This is a genomic window from Saccharothrix deserti, from assembly GCF_009769385.1.
In the GTDB taxonomy this organism is placed as follows: Bacteria; Actinomycetota; Actinomycetes; order Mycobacteriales; family Pseudonocardiaceae; genus Actinosynnema; species Actinosynnema deserti.
Genome location: NZ_VKAB01000033.1, coordinates 20632 through 41401, shown reverse-complemented (window position 1 = coordinate 41401; position 20770 = coordinate 20632). Strand labels below are relative to the sequence as shown.

Here is a 20770-nt window from a genome sequence, read left to right as displayed (position 1 = left end):
CGCCGTCGCCTAGTGCCGCATCAGCCAGGTGTCGACCTCGCCGACCTGGTGCACCGACGGCGGTCTGCCGTCCAGGGCCCGGTGCACGGCTTCGAGCACGCCGACCGACGTCTCCTCGTGGCTGAGCCAGTGGGTCTTGCCGCCGTGCCGGACGAACCCGAGTACGACCTGCTGCGTCGGGTGGCCGTCCAGCGCCGGGTCGGGCACGCCGTGCACCGGGTGGATGGCGCCGCTGTCGTGCACCTCCACCACCGGGGCGTGCGGCGCGAGCAGGGGTGCGACGGCCCGGAGCACGTCGTCCCGGTAGCTCGCGTGCACCCACGCCACCAGCAGGTCGGCGGGCCGTTCCATCACCTCCCGGACCCGGTCCGCCAACTCGTGCGGCTGGGCCCAGTCCGCCGCCACCGTCACCTTCCGGCCGCCCTTCTCGCCCTGGGCCTGGCTCAGGTGCGGCACGTGGCCGCGTCCGCGCAGGGCCGCCTTCGCCGCGCTGCCCAACGTGCCCTCGGGCCGGCGGCTGGGCAGCACCACCTGCCACCCCTGGGCCAGCAGCTCGTCCGCGCACCCCTTCAGCATCCCGGTGCCGCCCAGCACCAACGCCGTCCGCTCGCTCATCGCACCGACTCCTCGCCGCGTTCCGCGGCCCGACGCAGAGGTCCGGACCGCCATTGGTCGACCTCACGCTGCCCCCGCAGCCGCACCACCGCGAGTCGATCGCCGTGCCGGCCTTCGAGCACGCCGCGGACCCGTTCACCGGTGCGGCGGTGAGATTTCCACGCCCACCGCAGCAGGTGCTCGGGATCGGTGAACACCGTGTGCAGGGGCGGTTCGACGTTGCCGTTCCACAGTTCCTGGCGGCGGAACCGGCGCACCGCCGTGCGCACCGCCACCCGGCGCATCACCACGTGCCGCGGGTGGTCCAACCAGACCAGGGTGTCGGCTTGCTCCAGCAGCAGCGGCCGCGCCAGGCTGTACTGCCACTCCGTGGCCCACGCGCCTTGTTTGAGGAATCGGCGCACGTCCGCCTCGAACTCCGGTCTCGGCGTCCACTGTGGACCGTGGAACAGCGAGTCCATTTCCACATAGGACAGGCCGAGAGTGCGTGCGACGAGGCTCGCGAGCGTCGATTTCCCCGAGCCGGACGTGCCGGCCACGAGCACCCGGCGCGGCGGGTGCGGCAACTCGTCGGCTGGTCCCAAGAGCGGCACCGAGCCAGGCTACCGCCGCGCCGCAACCCTCGGTGAAGACTGCGGAACACGGAGCGAAGATCACCCGAGTGAGCGAACCAACGGTGATCGGCGCGGACTGACGGGCCGGGCGGAGGCTAGCGGAGGTCGAGCAGGTCCACCACGCGCACGGGCTCACCGGTCTCGAAGCTGCGGTTGGCGGCGAAGCCGGTCAGCAGGGAGAGCGCACCGTCGCGGTGAGTGGCGTGGCGGCCGAGGGGGTCCGGTTGGTCGGGTGCTCCGTAGAGGACTTCGGTCATCCGGCGGTCCGCGCCGCCGTGCCCGTCGCCGCCGGACTCCAGTGGGATCTCGCGGGCCCGTTCGAACAGCGGCTGGACGGTCAGCCTGGCCCAGCCCTCCTCAGGGTTGGCCTCCTTGCCGTGCACGGCGGGCTGCTGGCCGCTGACCCAGGTGTTCTCGACGACCTCCAGTTCGAGCCGCCCCCGGCTGCCGTTGACCATCAGCCGGTAGCCCTCCCACGGCGAGTAGGCCGTCAGGTGGTAGGTCAGGTTGGCGCCGTTGGCGTAGCGGACCAGCACAGACATGTCGTCCTCAATGGACACACCGGGGGCGAACGGGTTCTGGTCGCGCCGGTAGCCGTCCTCGTGCTCGGCATCGAGGTACAACCGGCGCAGCCAGTCGTTGCGCTCGATGTGCAGCGCGAACGGGTCGTTCCGCGCCTCCGGCGAGCCGTGCACCCGTTCGTAGGGGCGGTGGTAGCCGTGGCGTTTGCCGTTCTCGTCGCCGTAGAAGAAGAGCCGCCCGTGCGCGTACACGACTTCCGGCACCGAGTCGACCCACCAGTTGAGCAGGTCGAAGTGGTGCGTGGCCTTGTGCACCATCAGGCCGCCGGAGTTGGCCTTGTCGCGGTGCCAGCGGCGGAAGTAGTCGGCGCCGTGGCGGACGTCCAGCAGCCACTCGAAGTGCACCGAGCCGATCTCGCCGACCGCGCCGCCGGTCAGCAGTTCGCGGACCTTCTCGTGCACCGGGTTGTACCGGTAGTTGAACGTGACGGTGACCTGGCCGTCGTTGCGCTCCACCGCGTCGAAGATCTTGCCGACGCTCGGCGCGTCGACCGTCATCGGCTTCTCGGTGACGACGTCGCAGCCCGCGTCCAGCGCCTCGACGACGTAGGTGTCGTGGTGCCGGTCGACGGTGGTGACCACGACGACGTCGACCCGCTCGGCCTCGATCATCCGGAGGAAGTCCTCGGCCGCGTAGGTCGGCACGGGCTGGTCGAGGCGTTCGTTGTGCACGGCCATGCGGGTCGGGTTCACGTCGCAGAACGCGACCAGTTCCCCGAACTCCGCGTGCTGGACGATCGCGTCGATGTGCTGCTCGGCCCGTGCGCCGGTGCCCACGACCGCGTAACGCCTGCGTGCCATGCCACGCCTCCCCCGGTAAGCGTTTTCCTCACGCTAGCCCGAGCGGCCCGCACGCCGTCAAGGGGCCGCCGCATCGGTCTCCAGCGCCACGTCCGACACCCCGACCTCGGCCAGGACCTCGCCGACCGGCGCGCGTATCCCCTGGTGCAGCCTTCTCGCCTGCGGTTTCAGCAGAAAGCCGCGTCGGCTAGCAGGCCGGGAACAGGCGGCGGGTGGTGTTCGGCTCGTTGTAGGCGGCGGGGTCGCTGAAGCGGCAGCCGTAGTTCGGCGCGGCGACGACCGCCGGGTCGTCCACGACGTCCGCGGCGGGGCGGCGGCCGGTGTCCGCCCACTCCACCAGGTCGTCCCAGGCGGTGCCGACCTCGTTCGGGCTGAACTCGCAGTGGTTGACCGCGCGGATCGCCCGCTGCGCGAGCAGGTGGTCGCGGCCGTTGCGCCGCACGTCCCGCTCGTAGATCTGCTCCATCGAGAACGGCACGAACAGGTCGCCCAGGCCGTGCAGCGACAGCACCGGCGCGGTCGGGCGGCCGGCGATGCGCGGCACCTCGGTCAGCTTCGGCGTGACGCGGGCCTTCCAGTTCTCCGGGAGGACGCGCTCGACCTCTCGGTTCACGTCGACCGGCGTGTTCGGCTCGTACCGGGTCGTGGCGTTGGTGGCCACCTGACCGGGATTGGTCGACAGGCCGTCGCCGGACGACGAGCCCGCGAGAAGGCCGAACAGGAAGTCCTTCCAGAACGTGAACGCCGGCGCCGCGCCGGGACGTGGCCCGCCGCTGCGGTTGGTGACGATGGAGACGAACTGCGCGCCGCGCTCGTTCGGGGTGCCGTTCAGGCCGAGTTCAGCCTGGATGCGGGGGACGACCGCGCTCAGGTAGTCGTCCGGCGCCGGCCAGGCGCGGATGCCGCTGACGGCTTGCGCGGTGAGGTTGAAGTCGTAGAAGAAGTCGAACAGCTCCTGGTCGCCGAGCACACCGCACATCGGCAGGGCGGCTTTGTAGAAGCCGGGGAACTGCTCCAGGGACCGGCCGATGACGTGGCCGCCCATGGAGATGCCGACGATGAAGGTGTCCTTGGGTTTGCCCACCAGTTCGCGGAAGTGCCTGGCCAGGCCGTGCGTGCTGAGGACGCCCGCTTTCACGTCGTAGTTGTTGGCGTAGTAGCTGGAGGCGGCCCAGGCGAAGCCCTGGTCGAGGAGCTTCTGGCGCAGGCCGTAGGCGGGTGGGTCGACGGTGAGGACGGTGCTCGCGCCGCGGTAGCCGTGGGCCCACATGGCGAGGCGGCCGTTCCAGCGCGGCGGGACCTCGATGGTGTAGGCGGCGTGCTCGTGCACGCCTTGCAGGACCCGTGACGGTTGGCCGCCGATCTGGGCGGGTGGCAGCGGTGGGTTGTTGATCGTGTAGCCGGGTAGCGGCTGGTCACCGGGCGGTGTGGCCGCCGTGGCCGGTGCTGCCGGCAGGACCAGGATGAGCGCCAACCCGATGATCCATCGCATACGGGCCATTCTTGCTCACCACCGGAGGTCTGCCACCAGTTCCTCGTGGGTCAACTCGACCGTGAGCGGGTAGCTGACCCGGATGACGTCGTCCTCGTCCCTGGTGAGGCGGGCGCCGGGGAAGACGCGGGCGACCAGGCGCAGCATCGGCTGGTTCTCGCCGAGGACGTCGCCGTGGAGCTCGGTGTAGCACAGGTCGGTGGCGAGTCGGCCGAGGGCGGTCATGAGCCTCGTGCCGATGCCCTTGCGCTGCCACGGGTCGACCACGGCGAGGGCGATCTCGGCGGTGTCGTCGGTGGTGGCGATCAGGCGGGCGATGCCGACGGGTTCGCGGTGGCACTCGGCGACGACGGCGGCCCTCCGCCGGCCGTCGAGATCGGTGAGGCGGTGGCGCATCGACGCGGTGAGGCGGGGCACCGGTGCGTGGAAGCGCAGGTAGCGGCTCTGCGGGGACAGGCCGTGGAAGACGGCGTCGACGGCGTCACCCGCCTCGGCGGCGTGCAGTTCGCGGACTCTCATGGCGGACGCCCCTTGGGTTCGGATTCCGAACCCTAGCTGGATCCGTTTTCCGAACGCAAGGGGTATCGTCGGTGGACATGGCCCACGTGAAAGTTGCCGACGAGCTGTGCACGGTGTCGCTGCCCGCCGCCCTGCTGGGTGAGCGGTGGACGTTGCTGCTGCTGCGGCAGGCGTTCCTGGGCACGCGCCGGTTCGAGGACTTCCAGTCGGCGATGGACATCTCGCGCAGCGTGCTGACCGAACGCCTGGGCACGTTGGTCGAGGAGGGCATCCTGCGCCGCGAGGCGTACAAGGACGTGCGGACGCGCTACGAGTACCGGCTGACCGAGAAGGGCCTCGACCTGTACCCGGTGCTGATGGCCCTGCGGAAGTGGGGCGACCGCTGGATGGCGCCGGCCGAGGGCCCGTCGTTCGACCTCCACCACCGTTCGTGTGGTGGAGGCATCGGGGTGCACGTGGCGTGCGACGAGTGCAGCGCCGAGCTGACCGCGCGCGACGTCCGCGTCACGCCGCTCCGCTGAACCGCACGAACCGCGTGAACCCCGGGGCCTAGTGGGCGGCGGCGTCCCAGGAACGGCCCACGCCCACCGAGACCTCCAGCGGCACCGACAGCTCGTACGCGCGGCCCATGTGCTCGCGCACCAGGGCCTCCACCTGCTCGCGCTCGCCCTCGGCGATCTCCAGCACCAGTTCGTCGTGCACCTGGAGCAGCATCCGCGACCGCAGACCGGACTCCTCCAGCGCGCGGAACACCCCGAGCATCGCCACCTTGATGATGTCCGCCGCGCTGCCCTGGATCGGCGCGTTCAACGCCATCCGCTCGGCCATCTCCCGACGCTGCCGGTTGTCGCTGGTCAGGTCGGGCAGGTAACGCCGACGGCCGAGGATCGTCTCGGTGTACCCCTTCTTCCGCGCGTCCTCGACCACCGCGTGCAGGTACTCGCGCACCCCGCCGAACCGGGCGAAGTACGCCTCCTTCTGCTCCCGCGCCTCCGCCGCCGAGATCCGCAGCTGCTGCGCCAGCCCGTACTCGGACAGCCCGTACGCCAACCCGTACGACATCGCCTTCACCCGGCGGCGCTGCTCCCCCGACACCTCCGTCGTCGGCACGGAGAACGCCCGCGACGCGACGAACGTGTGCAGGTCCTCACCGCTGCGGAACGCCTCGATCAGGCCCTCGTCCTCCGACAGGTGCGCCATGATCCGCATCTCGATCTGGCTGTAGTCGGCCGTCATCAGCTCGGCGTAGCCCGGCCCGACCACGAACGCCTCGCGGATGCGCCTGCCCTCGTCCGTCCGGATCGGGATGTTCTGCAGGTTCGGGTCCGTGGACGACAGCCGCCCGGTCGCCGCGATCGTCTGGTGGAACGTGGTGTGGATGCGGCCGTCGTCCGCCACCGACTTGAGCAGCCCGTCGACGGTGGACTTCAGCCTGGTCACGTCCCGGTGCGCCAGCAGGTGCTGGAGGAACGGGTGCTGGGTGGCCTCGAACAGGTTCTGCAGCGCGTCCGCGTCCGTCGTGTACCCGGTCTTGGTCTTCTTGGTCTTCGGCATGTTCAGCTCGTCGAACAGCACCGTCTGCAGCTGCTTCGGCGACCCGAGGTTGATCTCCTTGCCGATCACCGAGTACGCGTCCTGCGCCGCCTGCTTCACGCCCGCCGCGAAGTGCGCCTCCAGCGCCGCCAGGTGCTCGGAGTCGATCGCGATGCCGACCGCCTCGACCTCGTCCAGCACCATCATCAGCGGCAGCTCCAACGACGCCAGCAACGACTCCTGACCGGTGGCCACCAGCTCCCGGTCCAGTGCGTCGGCCAGCTCGGCCACCGCGAACGCCCGCACGATCGCGCCCTGCGCGGTCTTCTCGCGCTCCTCCTGCTCGTCCGCCAGCAGCGACAGCTGCCCGTCGTCCGGCTCCTCGGCGCGCAGCTCCCGCTTGAGGTAGCGCAGCGCCAGGTCGTCCAGCGCGAACGACCGCTGGCCGGGCCGCACGAGGTACGCCGCCAGCGCCGTGTCGCTGTTCACCCCGCGCAGCTTCCAGCCGCGCGCCCGCAGCGCGCGCAACGGCAGCTTCAGGTCGTGCGCCGCCTTGACCACGGACTCGTCGGCCAGCCACGCGGCCAGCGCGTTCTCGTCCTCCTCGGTCAGCGACGCGACCTCGATGTACCCGCCCTCGCCGCCGACCGCGGCCAGCGCCAGGCCCTCCAGGTCGCCACCGGACGAGCGGAACGCGATGCCGACCCGGCCGGAGCGCGCGTGCGCGTCGAGCCAGGACGCCACCGAGCCGACGGGCACCGCGCCGCCGCTGACCGAGAAGCCCTCCTCGGCCTCCGGCTCGGCGGTGGGCAGGGTGGCGAACAGCCGGTCCCGCAGCACGCGGAACTCCAGCTCGTCGAACAGCCGGTGCACGGCGTCCCGGTCCCACGGCCTGGCCTCGAGGTCGACCGGCCCCAGGGGCAGCTCGACATCGCGCACCAGCTCGGTGAGCTGCCGGTTCAGCATGATGTTGGACAGGTTGGCGCGCAGCGCGTCGCCCACCTTGCCGGGCACCTCGTCCACGTGGTCGATGAGGCTGTTGAGCGACCCGAACTGGGTGAGCAGCTTCACGATCGTCTTCGGGCCGACGCCGGGGGTGTTCGGCAGGTTGTCCGACGAGTCGCCGCGCACCGCCGCGTAGTCGGCGTACAGCTCGGGCGGCACGCCCTGCTTCTCCACCACCAGCTCGGGGGTGTACCGGGCCATCTCGGACACGCCCTTGACCGGGTACAGCACCGTCACCTTGTCGGTGACCAGCTGCAACGCGTCGCGGTCGCCGGTACAGATCAGCACCTCGAAGCCCAGCGCGGTGGCCTGGGTGGTGAGGGTGGCGATCAGGTCGTCCGCCTCGTAGTTCTCCTTGGACAACGCCGGGATGGACAGCGTGCCCAGCACGTCCTCGATGAGGCTCACCTGGCCGCGGAACTCGTCCGGTGTCGCGCTGCGCCCGGCCTTGTACTCGGCGTAGGCCTCGCTGCGGAACGTCTTGCGCGAGACGTCGAACGCCACCGCGATGTGCGTGGGCTTCTCGTCGCGCAGCAGGTTGATCAGCATCGACGTGAAGCCGTAGACCGCGTTCGTGGTCTGTCCCGTGCCGGTCTGGAAGTTCTCCTTGGGCAGCGCGAAGAACGCCCGGTAGGCCATCGAGTGGCCGTCGACCAGCAGCAGGCGGGAGGCTTCTGAAGTGCTCACGCAGCGAGTCTAGGGTGGGGGTCCGACAGTTTCGCACCGACTGGGGGACACGTGACGACAGCGCCCGAGGACCTGCCCGGCATCGACCGGAACGCCGCCCACGAGCAGTTGGCCACGAGGCTCGGCATCGAGATCACCGAGTGGGATGCGGACCGGCTGGTCGGGACGATGCCGGTGAAGGGCAACCGCCAGCCGTACGGACTGCTGCACGGCGGCGCCAACGCGGTGCTCGCGGAGACCCTGGGCTCGTACGCGGCGACCATGCACGCGGCGCCGGACCGGCTGGCCGTCGGCCTGGAGCTGTCCTGCACGCACCACCGGGGCGTCACCGAGGGCGTCGTCACGGGTGTGTGCACGCCGATCCACCGCGGCCGCAGCACCGCCACCTTCGAGATCGTGATCACCGACGAGCGGGGTCGGCGCGCGTGCACCGCCCGGCTCACGTGCTTCCTCAAAGAAGCACCGAAAGAGTGAAACGCGGTCGTGTCCTCGCCGGTGTGGAAATCCAGTGACCCCCGGCGTAGAACTCGAGGTGTGGAGGTGGGCGTGCGGCGGCTGGTGGCGGTGGCGGTGACGGCCGTGGTGCTGGCGGCGGCCGGGTGCGGTGGTGAGGCGCCGATCGAGGTCGGGCCCGAGACGACCACGACGTCGGCCCCGACGTACCCGGTGCCCGAGCAGACGGTGCGGCCGGACGAGAAGCCGCTGAGGGTTCCCACCACCCCGGACGGCGACACGGCGTTCACGCTGATCGGGCTCACCACGGGGCTGCCGTCGATCATCGGCAGCCACGCCGAGTTCGACGCCAAGGGCCAGTTCGTGCGGATCCGGATGAGCGTGATCAACAACGGTCGCAGCAGCGTGTCGTTCGACGCGCGCCGGCACGTGCTGATCGACGACCGCGGCGCCGAGCACACCGCGGACTCGCAGGCCATGACCATCAAGCGGCAGCCGGAGACGATCGACCTGGGCGCGAACGTGCGCCTGGAGTACGACGTCTACTACGACCTGCCCGAGGACGCGAAGCCCGCGACCCTGAGGGTGTACGGCGGGCCGACGCTGACCGACCTGAAGGACGAGTCGAGCACCGAGATCCCGCTGACCCTGCCCTAGGGGGCGAGGGCCGGCGGGATCCCGGTCGGATCAGTGACCGCCGAGGTACGCCGCGCGCACCTGGGGGTCGTCCAGCAGCGCCGGTCCGGGTGCGCTCTTCACGACCCGGCCGGTCTCCAGCACGTACGCGCGGTCGGAGAGCTTCAGCGCCTGCTGCGCGTTCTGCTCCACCAGCAGCACGGTCGTGCCGCGCTTGTTGATCTCCTTGATGATCTCGAAGATCTGCGCGATGAGCATGGGCGCGAGGCCCATCGACGGCTCGTCCAGCAGGAGCACCTTCGGCTTGGTCATCAACGCCCGGCCGATGGCGATCATCTGCTGCTCGCCGCCGGACATGGTGCCGCCGAACTGGTTCTTCCGCTCCGCCAGCCGCGGGAACAGCTCGTAGACCTCGGCCAGGTCGGCGTCGAGCGCGTCCTTGCGGGTGTAGGCGCCCATCAGGAGGTTCTCCTGCACCGTCATGCCGGGGAACACGCCGCGGCCTTCCGGTGACTGGCCGATGCCCGCCATGACCCGCTTGTGGCCGGGCATCTTGGAGATGTCCTCGCCGTTGAACACGACCTTGCCGCTGGTCAGCGGGCGCAGGCCGGAGATCGTCTTCAGCGTGGTCGTCTTGCCCGCGCCGTTGGCGCCGATGAGCGAGACGATCTCACCTTCGTCCACTTCGAGGCTGATGCCCTTGATCGCGGCGATCTTGCCGTAGTGGACGTGGATGTCCTTGATCTCAAGAAGCATCTTCGGACACCCCCAGGTAGGCCTCGATGACCCTCGGGTTGGTCTGCACTTCGTGCGGGAGCCCTTCTGCGATCAGCTGGCCGAAGTCCAGCACCGCCACGCGGTCGCTGACGCCCATGACCAGGCTCATGTCGTGCTCGATCAGCAGCACGGTCCGGCCGCTGTCGCGGATCTTGCGGATGAGCGCCTGGAGCGCTTCCTTCTCCGCCGGGTTCATGCCCGCCGCGGGCTCGTCGAGCAGCAGCAACTTCGGGTCCGTGGCCAGCGCGCGGGCGATCTCGAGCCGCCGCTGGTCGCCGTAGGGCAGGTTCTTCGCGGTCTCGGTCATCCGGCCGGGGATGCCGACGAAGTCGAGCAGCTCCCGCGCCAGCTCGCGGCCGCGCTTCTCCTCCTTGCGGTGCCAGGGCAGGTTCAACGTGGCGCCGATCGCACCGGTCTTGTGGTGCGAGTCCGCGCCCACCATCACGTTCTCCAGCGCCGACATGTTGTGGAACAGCCGGATGTTCTGGAACGTGCGGGCGATGCCGAGCTTGGTGATCTTGAACCGCTTGGTGCCGTCGATCCGCGTGCCGTTGAACAGCACCTGGCCCTCGGTGGGCTGGTAGACGCCGGTGACCACGTTGAACACCGTGGTCTTGCCCGCGCCGTTCGGGCCGATCAGGGCGAAGATCTCGCCCGGGTTGATGCTGATCTTCGCCTCGCGCAGGGCGACCACGCCGCCGAAGCGCATGGTCACGTTGTCCAGCTGAAGGACGGGAGTGCTCACTTGGCCGCCTCCGTCGTCGTGACATCGGTGTCCGGACCGGCGACCTCGGCACCCATGGTGCCCATGCCGCCGGTGCCCTCGTGCAGCTCGGCCCGGCGCCTGCGGGACGGCAGCAGGCCTTCCGGCCGCAGCGCCATCATCAGCACCAGCACGCCGCCGAACAGCAGGATGCGGTACTCGGCCGGGTCACGGTCCAGCACGTCCTTCAGCCAGTTGACCTCGCGGAACCGCTCGGGCAGCCAGGCGATGACGAACGCGCCGAGGATGACGCCGGGCAGGTTGCCCGCGCCACCGAGCACGACCGCGGCGAGGATCGTCGCGGACAGGATGAACGGGAAGGTGTTCGGCTCGATGAACACCGCCTTGCCCGCGTAGATGCCGCCCGCCAGGCCGCCGATCATGGCGCCGATGGCGAACGCGAGCAGCTTGAACTTGAACGTCGGCACGCCCATGAGCTCGGCCGCGTCCTCGTCCTCGCGGATCGCCGCCCACGCGCGGCCGACCCGGCTCTTCTGCAGCCGCACCGAGAAGATGATCACCAGCACGATGGCGATCAGGATCAGGTAGTAGTACGGCGCGGGCAGGAGCCCGAACTCCACGACACCGGGGATGTCGGTGGGGTGCGGGACGTTGGTGATGCCCCGCGCGCCGCCGATCTCGTCGGTGTTGTTCGCGGTGATGCGGACGATCTCGCCGAAGCCGAGCGTCACGATCGCCAGGTAGTCGCCGCGCAGGCGCAGCGTCGGCGCGCCGAGGATGACACCGGACACCGCGGCCAGGATGATGCCGAACGCCACGGTCGCCCAGTAGTTCCAGCCGTACTGGGTGCCGAAGTAGGCCACCGAGTAGCCGCCGATCGCGAAGAACGCGACGAAACCGAGGTCGAGCAGACCCGCCTGGCCGACCACCACGTTCAGGCCGACGGCCAGCAGGATGTAGGTGCCGATCGGGTAGATCAGCACCGACGTCCAGTCGGCGCCGGGCGACATGAAGGAGCCGATCGCCGGCGCGGGCAGGATCAGCGCGAACACGACCGCGCCCAGGTACACCAGGTACCGCTGCCACGCCTTGGCGTGTTCCCACCAGTCGCGGGCGCCGTCCACCAGGGCGCCCACGCGCCTCAACGGATTCGCGTTGCCAGTCACTCCGTTGCCTTTCATGCGCGGGCCTTCTGAAGGGATTCACCGAGGATGCCGGTCGGCCGGAACATCAGCACGACCACCAGCACGGTGAACGCGATGACGTCCTTCCACTCCGACCCCAGGAAGATCGCGCCCCAGTTCTCGATGAGGCCGAGCACGACACCGCCGACCAGTGCGCCGCGGAGATTGCCGATTCCGCCGAGCACCGCGGCGGTGAACGCCTTGATGCCGAGCACGAAACCGACGTTGTAGACGGTGTTCTCGAACTCCATCAGATAAAGCGCGCCCGCGACGCCCGCCATCGCGCCACCGAGCAGGAACGTGACCCGCACGATGTTGTCGATGCTGACGCCCATCAGCACGGCGGCCTCGGGGTCCTGGGCGGTGGCGCGGATACCGCGGCCGATCCTGGTGCGGTTCACGAGGCGGTCCAGCGCGACCATCATGACGACCGCGGCGACCACGACGATGATGTGGTCGGTGCGCACCGCCGCGTTGCCGATGGTGAAGACCGTGTCCCGGTCCACCAGGCGGGGCGAGGACTGCTGGTTGCGGCCGGCCTTGCCGGTCAACCAGGGGATGACGACCAGCGCGAACAACTCCTGCAGGAAGAGCGACGCGCCGATCGCGGAGATCAGGGCGGTGAGCCTGGTCGCGCCCTTCTTGCGCAGCGGCCGGTAGGCCACCACCTCCAGCAGCATCGCGGCGCCGCCGGAGATCGCGGCGGACAGCAGGATGAGCAACAGCATCACACCGAACAAGGCGAAGCCGGTGAGCGGCGACGCGGGCGCGATCGCGGTGATGACCACGAGCGACGTGAACGTGCCGATCATGAAGATCTCGGAGTGCGCGAAGTTGATCAGACGCAGCACGCCGTAGACCATCGTGTAGCCGAGGGCGACGAGCGCGTAGATGGAGCCGACCACCAGTCCGCCCACCGTGCTGGGTAGGAACTGGTTGAGGAATTCATCAAGCATGACAGGTATGCCTCACGAGACGGGCGGGGAGAAACACTTCGCCATAGTGGTGGGGAGCGGGAGCCGTCGTTCCCACGACGCTCCCGCTCCCCAGCGCGCTAGCTAGCTTGCCTGATCCGTCTCGGATCAGCCCTCGAGCTTCGCTTCCTCCGCCGGACCCAGCAGCTTGAGGACACCGCCCTTGACCTGGTAGACGAAGATCGCGTTGTTCTCCGGCTCGCCGTTCGCCTTGAACTTGATCGGCTTGGAGACGCCCTCGAAGTTGATCGTCTTCAGGTACTCGTTGATCTTCTCGCCGGTGGTGTTGCCCGCCTCGACGGCCTTGATGAACGCGGTCGCCGCGTCGTAGCCCTCGGTCGCGTAGATCGCGGGGTCGACGTTGTTGGCCTTCTTGTAGTTGTCGAAGAAGGTCTTCAGCGTGCCGGTCACGTCGGGCGACGGGATGTTGCACGGGCAGCCGAACACGGCGTTCTCGGCGGCCGCGGCACCCGCACCGGTGATGACCTGCTGGTCGAGCGAGCCGTCACCGGAGGCGAACGTGGCCTTGACGCCGCCGTCGCGCAGCTGCTTGAGCAGGCGGCCGGCCTCGGCGTAGTAACCGCCGTAGACGATCACGTCGGGGTTCGCCGAGGCGACCTTCGTGACCGTGGACGAGTAGTCGGACGCGCCCTTGGCGAACTTGTCGGTCTCGACCGTGACGCCCGCGTCCTTGAACGACTTGGCGACGGCGTCGGCCAGGCCGACGCTGTACTCCTGGTCGTCGGAGATGACGAACGCCTTCTTCGGGCTCTTGGCCTTGACCAGGAACTCGGCGATGCCGGGGCCCTGGTCGGAGTCGTTGGCGACGACGCGGTGCCAGTACGTCCAGCCGTTCTCGGCCAGACCGGGGTTCGTCGCGGACGGCGACACGCTGGGGATCTTGTTCTCCTCCAGCAGACCGCCGACGGCCTTCGACTCACCGGAGAAGGCCGGGCCGATCAGGCCGATGATCTTGTCCTGGCCGATGGCCTTCGTGACCAGCGAGGTGGCCTGGTCGGGCTTGCCCTGGCTGTCGTACTGGACCAGCTCGATCTTGACCTTCGGGTTCTTGTCGTTGTACTCCTTGACCGCCATCACGGCCCCGTTCCGGGGCGGGATCACGATCGCCGCGGCTTCGCCGGTGAGGTCACCCATGAACCCGATCTTGACCGAAGTGACGTCGCCACCCGCGTCGCCACCGCCGCCGCCTCCAGCGCAAGCCGCGAGCACCAGCGACGAAGCCGCCGCCAGCGCCAGAACTCGGCCGAGTCGTGCTCCTGACACCGGAATACCTCCCATGACACCAACCAGCCCGCCGGTAGGCGGACGGAGCCCTCACACGAGGGCGTGGGTTAGGGCAGGAACGTAGCTTCAGATCAGTTCGGTGTCAGGTGGTCTTACTGCTCTGTGTCCACATCGTGACGCTCGTCATCGGAAAATGCTCCAGAGTTAACAAGCTTAAATCCAGCTCAAATCGCCGCAGGTCACAAGGCCAATGCGGGCAGTAACCAACAATGGACGCGCGACCTGTCCGATACTCGAACGGGTATCCACCCGCGGGGTTAGGTGCTTACTCACCCGAAGTTTTCGATGACCGCTTCGGCGACGGCCTTCATCGTCGTGCGGCGGTCCATCGCGGTGCGCTGCACCCAGCGGAATGCCTCGGGTTCCGACAGGCCCTGCTTGGTCATCAGCAATCCCTTGGCGCGCTCCACCACCTTGCGCGTCTCCAGCCGCTCGGTGAGCCCGGCGACCTCGGTCTCCAGCGCCTGCAACTCGGCGAACCGGCTCATCGCCAGCTCGATCGCGGGCACCAGGTCGCGCTTGGCGAACGGTTTGACCAGGTAGGCCATCGCGCCCGCGTCACGGGCGCGCTCCACCAGGTCGCGCTGGCTGAACGCGGTGAGGATGACGACCGGCGCGATGCGCTTGCCGGCGATCACCGACGCGGCCTCGATGCCGTCGACCTTCGGCATCTTCACGTCCATGATGACCAGGTCCGGCCGCAGCTCGGTGGCCAGCGTGACCGCCTCGTCGCCGTCGGCGGCCTGACCGGCCACCTCATACCCCTCTTCACGCAGCATCTCGACCAGATCGAGGCGGATGAGGGCTTCGTCCTCGGCCACGAGCACGCGCCGGGGCGCGACCTCGGGCTGGGCCTCGGCAGCCTGATGGGTCACCGGGGTCCTCCTGACACTCTGACGGCGACTCGACGCGGTCGCGCCGGGCGAAAGCGCAGTCTACCGGCGTGCCGGGCGGTGCCGTCGCGGTCAGGCCGTGATCACGGCCACCGGCGCCGACTTCGTCGGGTCGGGTGGCGCCGATCGGCCGAACGCGGTCGGTGAACGCCACCCCACGGGGTGTTCCCGATCGGGGGGCCGCGGTGCCGGGCGCCCCGTCGCGCCCGGCACCCACGGCCTCACTTCACCGGTTGCGGCGGCTCCCACCAGCCCGTGACGCCCTCCGGCCACTCGAACGCGGCCAGCGCGGGCTCGTTCGCCGGGTCCGGGCCCTCGACCTCCCGCAGGAACAGGTCGTACCAGCCGGTGGAGAGGCCCAGGCCGCCGGCGGCACTGGGAATTTCCACCGAACCGGGCAGGCCGAACACGGGGTGCAGCAGCCGGTCGGCCACCGCCGGCACGCCCAGGCTCGCGGGCCACTCGACCCACCACCGGTCACCCTGCGCGAGCGCGCGCACCCACGGCGCGGCGCTGAACAGGTGGTACCGGCGCAGCACGGCGCTGCCCACGCCCGTCGGGCGCGGCGTCTCCTCCAGGTGGTCGCGCTCGACGGCGGTGAGCGGGCCGTCGATGAACGTGCCGCCCAGGTTGCGGCCCTTGAGCAGGTTCCGCACGTACTTCATGCCGTCCGCCCAGACCCGCTCGTCCACGCCCGCGAGGTGCACGGCCGGGGGGTTCACCGTTGCGTCGAGGCCGACCAGCCGCAGCTCCACCGAACGCGGGTGGTGCACGACCCGCAGGCCGGGCGCGCCCGCGACCCACGACTCGTCGTGCCGCGGCAGCAACTCGTAGAGCAGCGGGCCCAGGGCGTGTTCGGTGAGGTGCAGGCGGAGGTGCCTGGCCGGCTCGACGGTCCGGAACGCGTGCGCCGGCCGCAGCATGCTCGCGGGCGGGCGCAGTTGCAGGTGCCCGGCGGCGTCCAAGCCCGCTTGCAGCACCACGCATTCGAGCGCGCGCTGGTCGTCGTCCTGCGCGTCGGGCAGGAACAGGCCGCGCACGTCGGCCTTGCCCCGCAGGGCGTCGACCACGCGTTCGCGCCGGTCGTCGGGCAGGTCGTGCAGCACCGCCTTGACCGCGGGCACGGCCTGGGTCAGGTTTTCGCCGGTATAGGTCCGGCGGAGGTCGACCAGTTGTTCGGTCAACGACGATCGCGCCATGGCAGTCCTCGCTCCCGCCGCCCGGCTCGGCGCAACAAGGACGCGGTCACGCGTCGTTCAACGGTCTTCGGTGGTACTCCATGAGCAGGGGTGCCCCCACCCCGCGGCGGATCACGCCACCCGTTTGCCGGGGAGTGGCTCCAGCCTCACGTCTGCTCACACACGCCGATTCCGACCATAGCAAAGCCCTGTGCCGAGTTTCGCGCGTGTTGTTTTCCAGTGCCGTTTGTCGTCGTTCCACTCGTGCGACCGATCGGGGGCGTTGCCGGGGCGGCCGCGCGTCCCTAGCGTCTGGCGCATGGTGAGCGGGGCGGAGCGGTTGCTGGGTGTGCTGGCCGCGCACGGCGTCGAGGTCGTGTTCGGGCTGCCCGGTGTGCACAACCTGCCCGTGTGGGAGGCGCTGCGGACCTCCGGGATCAGACTGGTCGGCGTCCGGCACGAGCAGACGGCGGTGTACGCGGCCGACGGCTACGCCCGCGCCACCGGGCGGCTGGGCGTCGCGCTGGTGACCACCGGTCCGGGCGCGGCGAACTGCCTGGGCGCGACCGGCGAGGCCTACGCGTCGGGGTCGCCGGTGCTGGTGATCGCCACCGACATCCCGTCGACGCTGCGCCGTCCCGGCGAGTACCGGGGCGCGCTGCACGAGACGCGTGACCAGCGGGCGATGTTCCTGCCCGTGGTGAAGGGCGGGTGGACGCTGCGCGCGGCCGAGTCGATCGGCATCTACGCCGACAGCGCCGCGCTGCTGGCCACCACCGCGCCGCAGGGGCCCGTCTACCTGGGCGTGCCGACCGACTTCCTCACCGCGGACGGCGGTGTGTGGAACCGGATCCCGACCCGCCCGCCGTCGGTGCCGGACGTGAGCGCCGGGGTCTCGTTGGTGGCGGACGCCGAGCGCCCGCTGATCTGGGCCGGTGGCGGGGCCGCGCGGTCCGGGGCCGGTGAGGCGTTGGGTGCGCTGGCTTCGCGGATCGGCGCGCCGATCGTCACCACGTACGGCGCGCGCGGGCTGGTCGACCACCCGCACGTGGTGCACGGGCCCGTGCAGCTGCCGGAGGTCGGCGCGCTGTGGGACGAGGCGGACCTGGTCATCGGGGTGGGCAGCGATTTCGACGGGATGATGACGCAGAACTGGCTCCAGCCCGCGCCGCGTCGGCTGCTGAACGTCAACGTGGAGACGATCCGCAACTACCGGCCCGACGTCACGCTGCGGGGTGACGCCCGGATCGTGGTGTCGGCGCTGGCCTCCGCGGTGCCTTCGCGGCCGGATCCCGGTGTGGCCGCGCGGGTCGCCGAGCTGAACGACGTGGTGCGCAAGGCGGTGGAGGCGGACGAGCCGCGGGCGGTGCCGTTGCTGGAGGCGCTGGAGGGGCACCGGGTGGTCGCGGACATGTGCGTGGCCGGGTACTGGGTCGGCGGGTTCGGCCGGGTCACCCGGCCGCGCGGGCTGGCCTACCCGGTGGGGTGGGGCACGCTCGGGTTCGGCTTCCCGGCCGCGCTGGGCGCGGCGGTGACCGGGCGGGTGGTGGCGGTCTGCGGTGACGGCGGGTTCCTGTTCGCGTGCGGTGACCTGGCGACGGCGGCGCAGGAGCAGCTGCCGGTGACGGTGGTGCTGGTGGACGACGGCGGGTACGGGATGCTGCGGCACGACCAGGTGCGGGCCGGGCACGAGCCGTTCGGGGTGGACCTGCGGTCGCCGGACTTCGTCGCGCTGGCGGGGAGCTTCGGCGTGGAGGCGTCCGCTGTGGACGGTTTCGGGGAGGCGTTCCGCTCGCGGCTCGGCGAGTACGTGCGGCGGTCGGGGCCGAACGTGTTGGTCGTGCGGGCGACGGCGCTCAAGCCGCCGGTCAACACGTCGCCGCGCTGGTACCGGAAGACGCCGTCCTAGCTTGTCGTATTGTGCCGAACATGAGTTCGAACGAACGGGTGTGGCCTGCGGCGGACGCTCACGACGAGCTGCGGCTGATGACCGATTTCCTGACCTTCCTGCGGCTCACGGCCGTGTCGAAGGTGGAGGGTCTGAGCTGGGCGGACGCGACGGCCACGCCGATCCCGACGTCGCCGGTGGTGAGCGCGCTGGGGGTGCTGCGGCACTTGACGGCGGTCGAGCGGTGGTGGCTGTCGATCGAGGTGGGCGGGGTGGAGCTGCCGTCGCTGTGGGGTGCGGACGCGGACGCGTCGTGGCGGCTGCACGAGGGCGACACGGTGGAGTCGGTGATCGCCGAGTACCGCGCCGAGTGGGCACTGTCCGGACGTGCGCTCGACGGGTTGGGGCCGGACGACCGGACGCGCGGCGACCACGACGGCAACGGCCGGACGGTGCGCTGGGTGCTCGCGCACTTGCTGCAGGAAACCGGGCGGCACGTGGGGCACTTGGACTTCCTGCGCGAACTGGCGGACGGCGGGAAGGGCGAATAGCGACGCTCTCGTGGCACAGGACGCTCTCGTGGCACAGGACGCTCTCGTGGCACAGGACGAAGCCCGGTGACCTGACGAAGGTCAGGGGTGGTGGGTGTCTTTCGGGTCCTGTGCCGGGGGTGCGGGGATTTCTAACGTGACCGACGTCGACTCGACGATCGGAGTGCGCTGTGTGGCAGGACAGGGGTTGGCGGCGGGTCTGCTGGTCGCGGTGGTGGCGTTGATGCCCGCCGTGGTGCCGGGCCCGGTCGTCGGCGGCGGGCGCGACATCACCTTCGTCCAGCTCGGGTACTACTCGGCCGCGCTCGTGATCCGGGCGCTGGTGGCGAGCACGCTGAACCTCGCCGTGGCCGCCACGCGCGTCGTGGCGCTGGCGCGGCTGCGCCGACCGGCCGGGGACGTGCCCCCGCCGGAGGCCTCTGCCCAGGCCTCGGCCCAGGTCCCGGCACGGTAGCGTCGGCCGCCGTGAGGAATTCCGGGCGCACGTGGTCACGGAAGCCGCCCGCTCCGCCGTGGGCGCTGACGTCGCTCGCCGCACTGCTGGCGGTGGTCGCCCTCGCCCACGGGGAGCTCGGGGGATGGGCGCTGGCCGGTGCGCTGTCGGCGCCGGTCGTGGCCGTGGTCCTGCTCGCGCGGTGTCCGCTGGTCTCGCTCGGTGTGTGTGCGGCCACGGCGGTGGCGACGGCACTGGCCGTGCACGACAGCGTTCCCCCGTGGAGCGCGGCGCTCGGCGTGGCGCTGTGCGTGATCGGCTTCCTGGCCGGTCGGGGAACACCCGGCTCGGCGTCCGTGGTGCCGGTGTTCGCGGTGTTCGCGGTCGGTGCGGTTCTGGCGGTACTGCTCGTCCTGGTCGAGGAGGGTTCCGGCGGCACCGGGCTGCTGTTGCTGGTGCTGGTCGTGGTGCTCCCCTGGTTCCTCGGCCGTTCCGTCCGCCAGCAGACCGAGCTGGCCGCGGCAGCCGCCGAGCGCGTCCACTTGCGGGAGCGCGCTCGCATCGCACACGACATGCACGACACGCTCGGACACGAGCTGAGCCTGCTGGCACTGCGCGCCGGAGCGCTGGAGATCGCCCCTGACATCGACGTCCGGCACCGGGCGGTGGTGGCGCAGTTGCGCGCCGCGGCGGGGACGGCCACCGATCGGCTGGCCGACATCGTCGCCGTGCTGCGCGACGGCGAGCCCGCACCGCTGCACCCGGTCTCCGAGCACGTCGAGGACCTGGTCGAACGGGCCGCGCACGCGGGCATGGCGGTGTCGCTGGAGTGGAGCGGTCCGCGGCCGTTGCCGCCCGCGGTCGATCGGGCCGCCCACGGTGTCGTGCAGGAGGCGTTGACCAACGCCGTGAAGCACGCGGCCGGTTCCGCGGTACGGGTGAAGGTGGTGAACGCGGAGGCCGAGACCGCCGTCACCGTGACCAACACCCTGCCACCGAGACCGCTGCGGGGCGCCGGTGGACGCGTCGGCCTGGCCGCACTGCGGGAACGGGTCCGGTCGTTCGGCGGCACGCTCGACATCAACCGGGACGACCACACCTTCGAGGTCGTGGCCGTGCTGCCGCACGAGGGGAAGCCGTGATCCGGGTACTGCTCGCCGACGACGAGGCCATGATCCGCGCCGGAGTGCGGGCCATCCTCACCACCGACCCCGACATCACGGTGGTCGCCGAGGCGGGCGACGGCCGGGAAGCCGTCGAACTCTCCCTCGCCCACCGCCCCGACGTCGCCCTGCTCGACATCCGCATGCCCAACCTCGACGGTCTCGCCGCCACCACAGAGATCACCCGCGTGGTCCCCGGGGTCGCCGTGGCGATCCTCACCACCTTCAGCGATGACGCCTACGTGGCCCGCGCGCTCGACGGCGGCGCGCTGGGCTTCCTGCTCAAGTCCGGTGATCCGCGCGAGTTGCTCGCGGGCGTGCACGCGGTGGCCGGCGGCGGCGCCTACCTCGCGCCGAGAGTGGCCGCACGAGTGATCACCTCACTGCGTTCCACCGGCCTGAGCCGCGCGAGCACCGCCCGCGCCCGTGCCGAGTCGCTGACCACCCGGGAACGGGACGTGCTGGCCCTGCTCGGCGCCGGTTTGTCCAACGCCCGCATCGCCCGCCGGCTCGGCCTCGTCGAAGGCACCGTCAAGGGCCACGTCAGCGCCATCCTCACCCGACTCGACCTCGACAACCGCGTCCAGGCGGCGATCGTCGCCCACGAGGCCGGTCTCATCGCGGATTGACCTCTCGCACGACTGGGGCTTGCTCATCCAGGTCACCCCGGCCTGGTCACTCCTGGGCAGGGCGTGGCGCGATCCCGTCCTTCACAACCATCGACTCCTGGCACCCGCCCGGACGGCGGCCACGCTGGGGTATGC

21 protein-coding genes are annotated in these 20770 nt (G+C 70.5%); 8 read left to right on the top strand and 13 right to left on the bottom strand.

Annotated features, from left to right (window positions below; all coding sequences use genetic code 11):
• Positions 1 to 9: 9 nt before the first annotated feature.
• The 5 genes from FM051_RS38150 to FM051_RS38130 form a co-directional block, all read right to left on the bottom strand.
• Positions 10 to 615 carry a Rossmann-fold NAD(P)-binding domain-containing protein gene (locus tag FM051_RS38150; protein WP_158851985.1) on the bottom strand — a complete coding sequence of 202 codons (606 nt, stop codon included), beginning with the start codon at positions 613 to 615 and terminating at the stop codon, positions 10 to 12.
• Positions 612 to 1208: a P-loop NTPase family protein gene (locus FM051_RS38145; RefSeq protein WP_202919228.1), complete on the bottom strand. Its 597-nt coding sequence runs from the start codon at positions 1206 to 1208 to the stop codon at positions 612 to 614. The genes FM051_RS38150 and FM051_RS38145 overlap by 4 nt, the downstream gene beginning before the upstream one ends.
• Positions 1209 to 1324: 116 nt before the next feature.
• Entirely contained in the window at positions 1325 to 2611 is a 1287-nt protein-coding gene (locus FM051_RS38140; RefSeq protein ID WP_158851984.1) for a Gfo/Idh/MocA family protein, read from the bottom strand.
• Positions 2612 to 2798: 187 nt separating this feature from the next.
• Positions 2799 to 4112: an alpha/beta hydrolase gene (locus tag FM051_RS38135; protein ID WP_158851983.1), complete on the bottom strand. Its 1314-nt coding sequence runs from the start codon at positions 4110 to 4112 to the stop codon at positions 2799 to 2801.
• Between the two features lie 6 nt (positions 4113 to 4118).
• Positions 4119 to 4622, bottom strand: a complete 504-nt coding sequence (locus FM051_RS38130; RefSeq protein ID WP_158851982.1) for a GNAT family N-acetyltransferase — start codon at positions 4620 to 4622, stop codon at positions 4119 to 4121.
• Between the two features lie 77 nt (positions 4623 to 4699).
• Between FM051_RS38130 and FM051_RS38125 the strand changes: the two genes are divergently transcribed.
• Positions 4700 to 5143, top strand: a complete 444-nt coding sequence (locus FM051_RS38125; RefSeq protein ID WP_158851981.1) for a winged helix-turn-helix transcriptional regulator — start codon at positions 4700 to 4702, stop codon at positions 5141 to 5143.
• Positions 5144 to 5171: 28 nt separating this feature from the next.
• Here FM051_RS38125 and polA read toward each other — a convergent pair whose 3' ends face one another.
• Positions 5172 to 7847 carry a DNA polymerase I gene (polA, locus tag FM051_RS38120; RefSeq protein ID WP_202919227.1) on the bottom strand — a complete coding sequence of 892 codons (2676 nt, stop codon included), beginning with the start codon at positions 7845 to 7847 and terminating at the stop codon, positions 5172 to 5174.
• Positions 7848 to 7898: 51 nt separating this feature from the next.
• Between polA and FM051_RS38115 the strand changes: the two genes are divergently transcribed.
• Both FM051_RS38115 and FM051_RS38110 read left to right on the top strand, forming a co-directional pair.
• Complete coding sequence (locus tag FM051_RS38115; protein WP_158851980.1) at positions 7899 to 8321, top strand: hotdog fold thioesterase; 423 nt, start codon at positions 7899 to 7901, stop codon at positions 8319 to 8321.
• A 66-nt stretch (positions 8322 to 8387) separates the two neighbouring features.
• Positions 8388 to 8957, top strand: a complete 570-nt coding sequence (locus FM051_RS38110) for a DUF4352 domain-containing protein (RefSeq protein WP_238412950.1) — start codon at positions 8388 to 8390, stop codon at positions 8955 to 8957.
• Between the two features lie 30 nt (positions 8958 to 8987).
• Here the strand turns inward: FM051_RS38110 and FM051_RS38105 are convergent, their stop codons facing one another.
• The 7 genes from FM051_RS38105 to FM051_RS38075 all read right to left on the bottom strand — a co-directional run bounded on the left by FM051_RS38105 (position 8988) and on the right by FM051_RS38075 (position 15992).
• Entirely contained in the window at positions 8988 to 9692 is a 705-nt protein-coding gene (locus FM051_RS38105) for an ABC transporter ATP-binding protein (RefSeq protein ID WP_158851979.1), read from the bottom strand.
• On the bottom strand, positions 9682 to 10422 hold the full coding sequence (locus FM051_RS38100) for an ABC transporter ATP-binding protein (protein WP_158852062.1): 741 nt from the start codon (positions 10420 to 10422) through the stop codon (positions 9682 to 9684). The genes FM051_RS38105 and FM051_RS38100 overlap by 11 nt, the downstream gene beginning before the upstream one ends.
• A gap of 32 nt (positions 10423 to 10454) precedes the next feature.
• Positions 10455 to 11618, bottom strand: a complete 1164-nt coding sequence (locus tag FM051_RS38095; protein WP_158851978.1) for an ABC transporter permease subunit — start codon at positions 11616 to 11618, stop codon at positions 10455 to 10457.
• On the bottom strand, positions 11615 to 12577 hold the full coding sequence (locus tag FM051_RS38090; protein WP_158851977.1) for a branched-chain amino acid ABC transporter permease: 963 nt from the start codon (positions 12575 to 12577) through the stop codon (positions 11615 to 11617). The genes FM051_RS38095 and FM051_RS38090 overlap by 4 nt, the downstream gene beginning before the upstream one ends.
• Before the next feature lie 126 nt (positions 12578 to 12703).
• A complete protein-coding gene (locus FM051_RS38085) occupies positions 12704 to 13879 on the bottom strand; it encodes a branched-chain amino acid ABC transporter substrate-binding protein (protein ID WP_238412948.1) in 1176 nt (391 codons plus the stop codon).
• A gap of 290 nt (positions 13880 to 14169) precedes the next feature.
• Positions 14170 to 14775, bottom strand: a complete 606-nt coding sequence (locus tag FM051_RS38080) for an ANTAR domain-containing response regulator (RefSeq protein ID WP_158851975.1) — start codon at positions 14773 to 14775, stop codon at positions 14170 to 14172.
• A gap of 239 nt (positions 14776 to 15014) precedes the next feature.
• Positions 15015 to 15992, bottom strand: coding sequence for a hypothetical protein (locus tag FM051_RS38075; RefSeq protein WP_158851974.1), 978 nt, complete (start codon positions 15990 to 15992; stop codon positions 15015 to 15017).
• 298 nt (positions 15993 to 16290) lie between these two features.
• Here FM051_RS38075 and FM051_RS38070 point away from each other — a divergent pair, with 298 nt between their 5' ends.
• The 5 genes from FM051_RS38070 (at position 16291) to FM051_RS38050 (ending at position 20635) form a co-directional block, all read left to right on the top strand.
• On the top strand, positions 16291 to 17880 hold the full coding sequence (locus FM051_RS38070; protein ID WP_158851973.1) for a thiamine pyrophosphate-binding protein: 1590 nt from the start codon (positions 16291 to 16293) through the stop codon (positions 17878 to 17880).
• A 20-nt stretch (positions 17881 to 17900) separates the two neighbouring features.
• Entirely contained in the window at positions 17901 to 18410 is a 510-nt protein-coding gene (locus FM051_RS38065; protein WP_158851972.1) for a mycothiol transferase, read from the top strand.
• A gap of 136 nt (positions 18411 to 18546) precedes the next feature.
• Positions 18547 to 18864 (top strand): hypothetical protein, encoded by a 318-nt coding sequence (locus FM051_RS38060; protein ID WP_158851971.1) that lies wholly within the window; start codon positions 18547 to 18549, stop codon positions 18862 to 18864.
• An 11-nt stretch (positions 18865 to 18875) separates the two neighbouring features.
• Positions 18876 to 19985: a sensor histidine kinase gene (locus tag FM051_RS38055; RefSeq protein WP_238412947.1), complete on the top strand. Its 1110-nt coding sequence runs from the start codon at positions 18876 to 18878 to the stop codon at positions 19983 to 19985.
• Positions 19982 to 20635, top strand: a complete 654-nt coding sequence (locus FM051_RS38050) for a response regulator (RefSeq protein ID WP_158851970.1) — start codon at positions 19982 to 19984, stop codon at positions 20633 to 20635. Before FM051_RS38055 ends, FM051_RS38050 begins: the two co-directional genes overlap by 4 nt.
• Positions 20636 to 20770: the final 135 nt, after the last annotated feature.

Bases quoted from the DNA above. Each gene is read 5' to 3' on its own strand.
- FM051_RS38150 (WP_158851985.1), bottom strand. From the start codon at position 615: ATGAGCGAGCGGACGGCGTTGGTGCTGGGCGGCACCGGGATGCTGAAG.
- FM051_RS38140 (WP_158851984.1), bottom strand. From the start codon at position 2,611: ATGGCACGCAGGCGTTACGCGGTCGTGGGCACCGGCGCACGGGCCGAG.
- FM051_RS38135 (WP_158851983.1), bottom strand. From the start codon at position 4,112: ATGGCCCGTATGCGATGGATCATCGGGTTGGCGCTCATCCTGGTCCTG.
- FM051_RS38130 (WP_158851982.1), bottom strand. From the start codon at position 4,622: ATGAGAGTCCGCGAACTGCACGCCGCCGAGGCGGGTGACGCCGTCGAC.
- FM051_RS38125 (WP_158851981.1), top strand. From the start codon at position 4,700: ATGGCCCACGTGAAAGTTGCCGACGAGCTGTGCACGGTGTCGCTGCCC.
- FM051_RS38105 (WP_158851979.1), bottom strand. From the start codon at position 9,692: ATGCTTCTTGAGATCAAGGACATCCACGTCCACTACGGCAAGATCGCC.
- FM051_RS38100 (WP_158852062.1), bottom strand. From the start codon at position 10,422: ATGCGCTTCGGCGGCGTGGTCGCCCTGCGCGAGGCGAAGATCAGCATC.
- FM051_RS38095 (WP_158851978.1), bottom strand. From the start codon at position 11,618: ATGAAAGGCAACGGAGTGACTGGCAACGCGAATCCGTTGAGGCGCGTG.
- FM051_RS38090 (WP_158851977.1), bottom strand. From the start codon at position 12,577: ATGCTTGATGAATTCCTCAACCAGTTCCTACCCAGCACGGTGGGCGGA.
- FM051_RS38075 (WP_158851974.1), bottom strand. From the start codon at position 15,992: ATGGCGCGATCGTCGTTGACCGAACAACTGGTCGACCTCCGCCGGACC.
- FM051_RS38070 (WP_158851973.1), top strand. From the start codon at position 16,291: ATGGTGAGCGGGGCGGAGCGGTTGCTGGGTGTGCTGGCCGCGCACGGC.
- FM051_RS38065 (WP_158851972.1), top strand. From the start codon at position 17,901: ATGAGTTCGAACGAACGGGTGTGGCCTGCGGCGGACGCTCACGACGAG.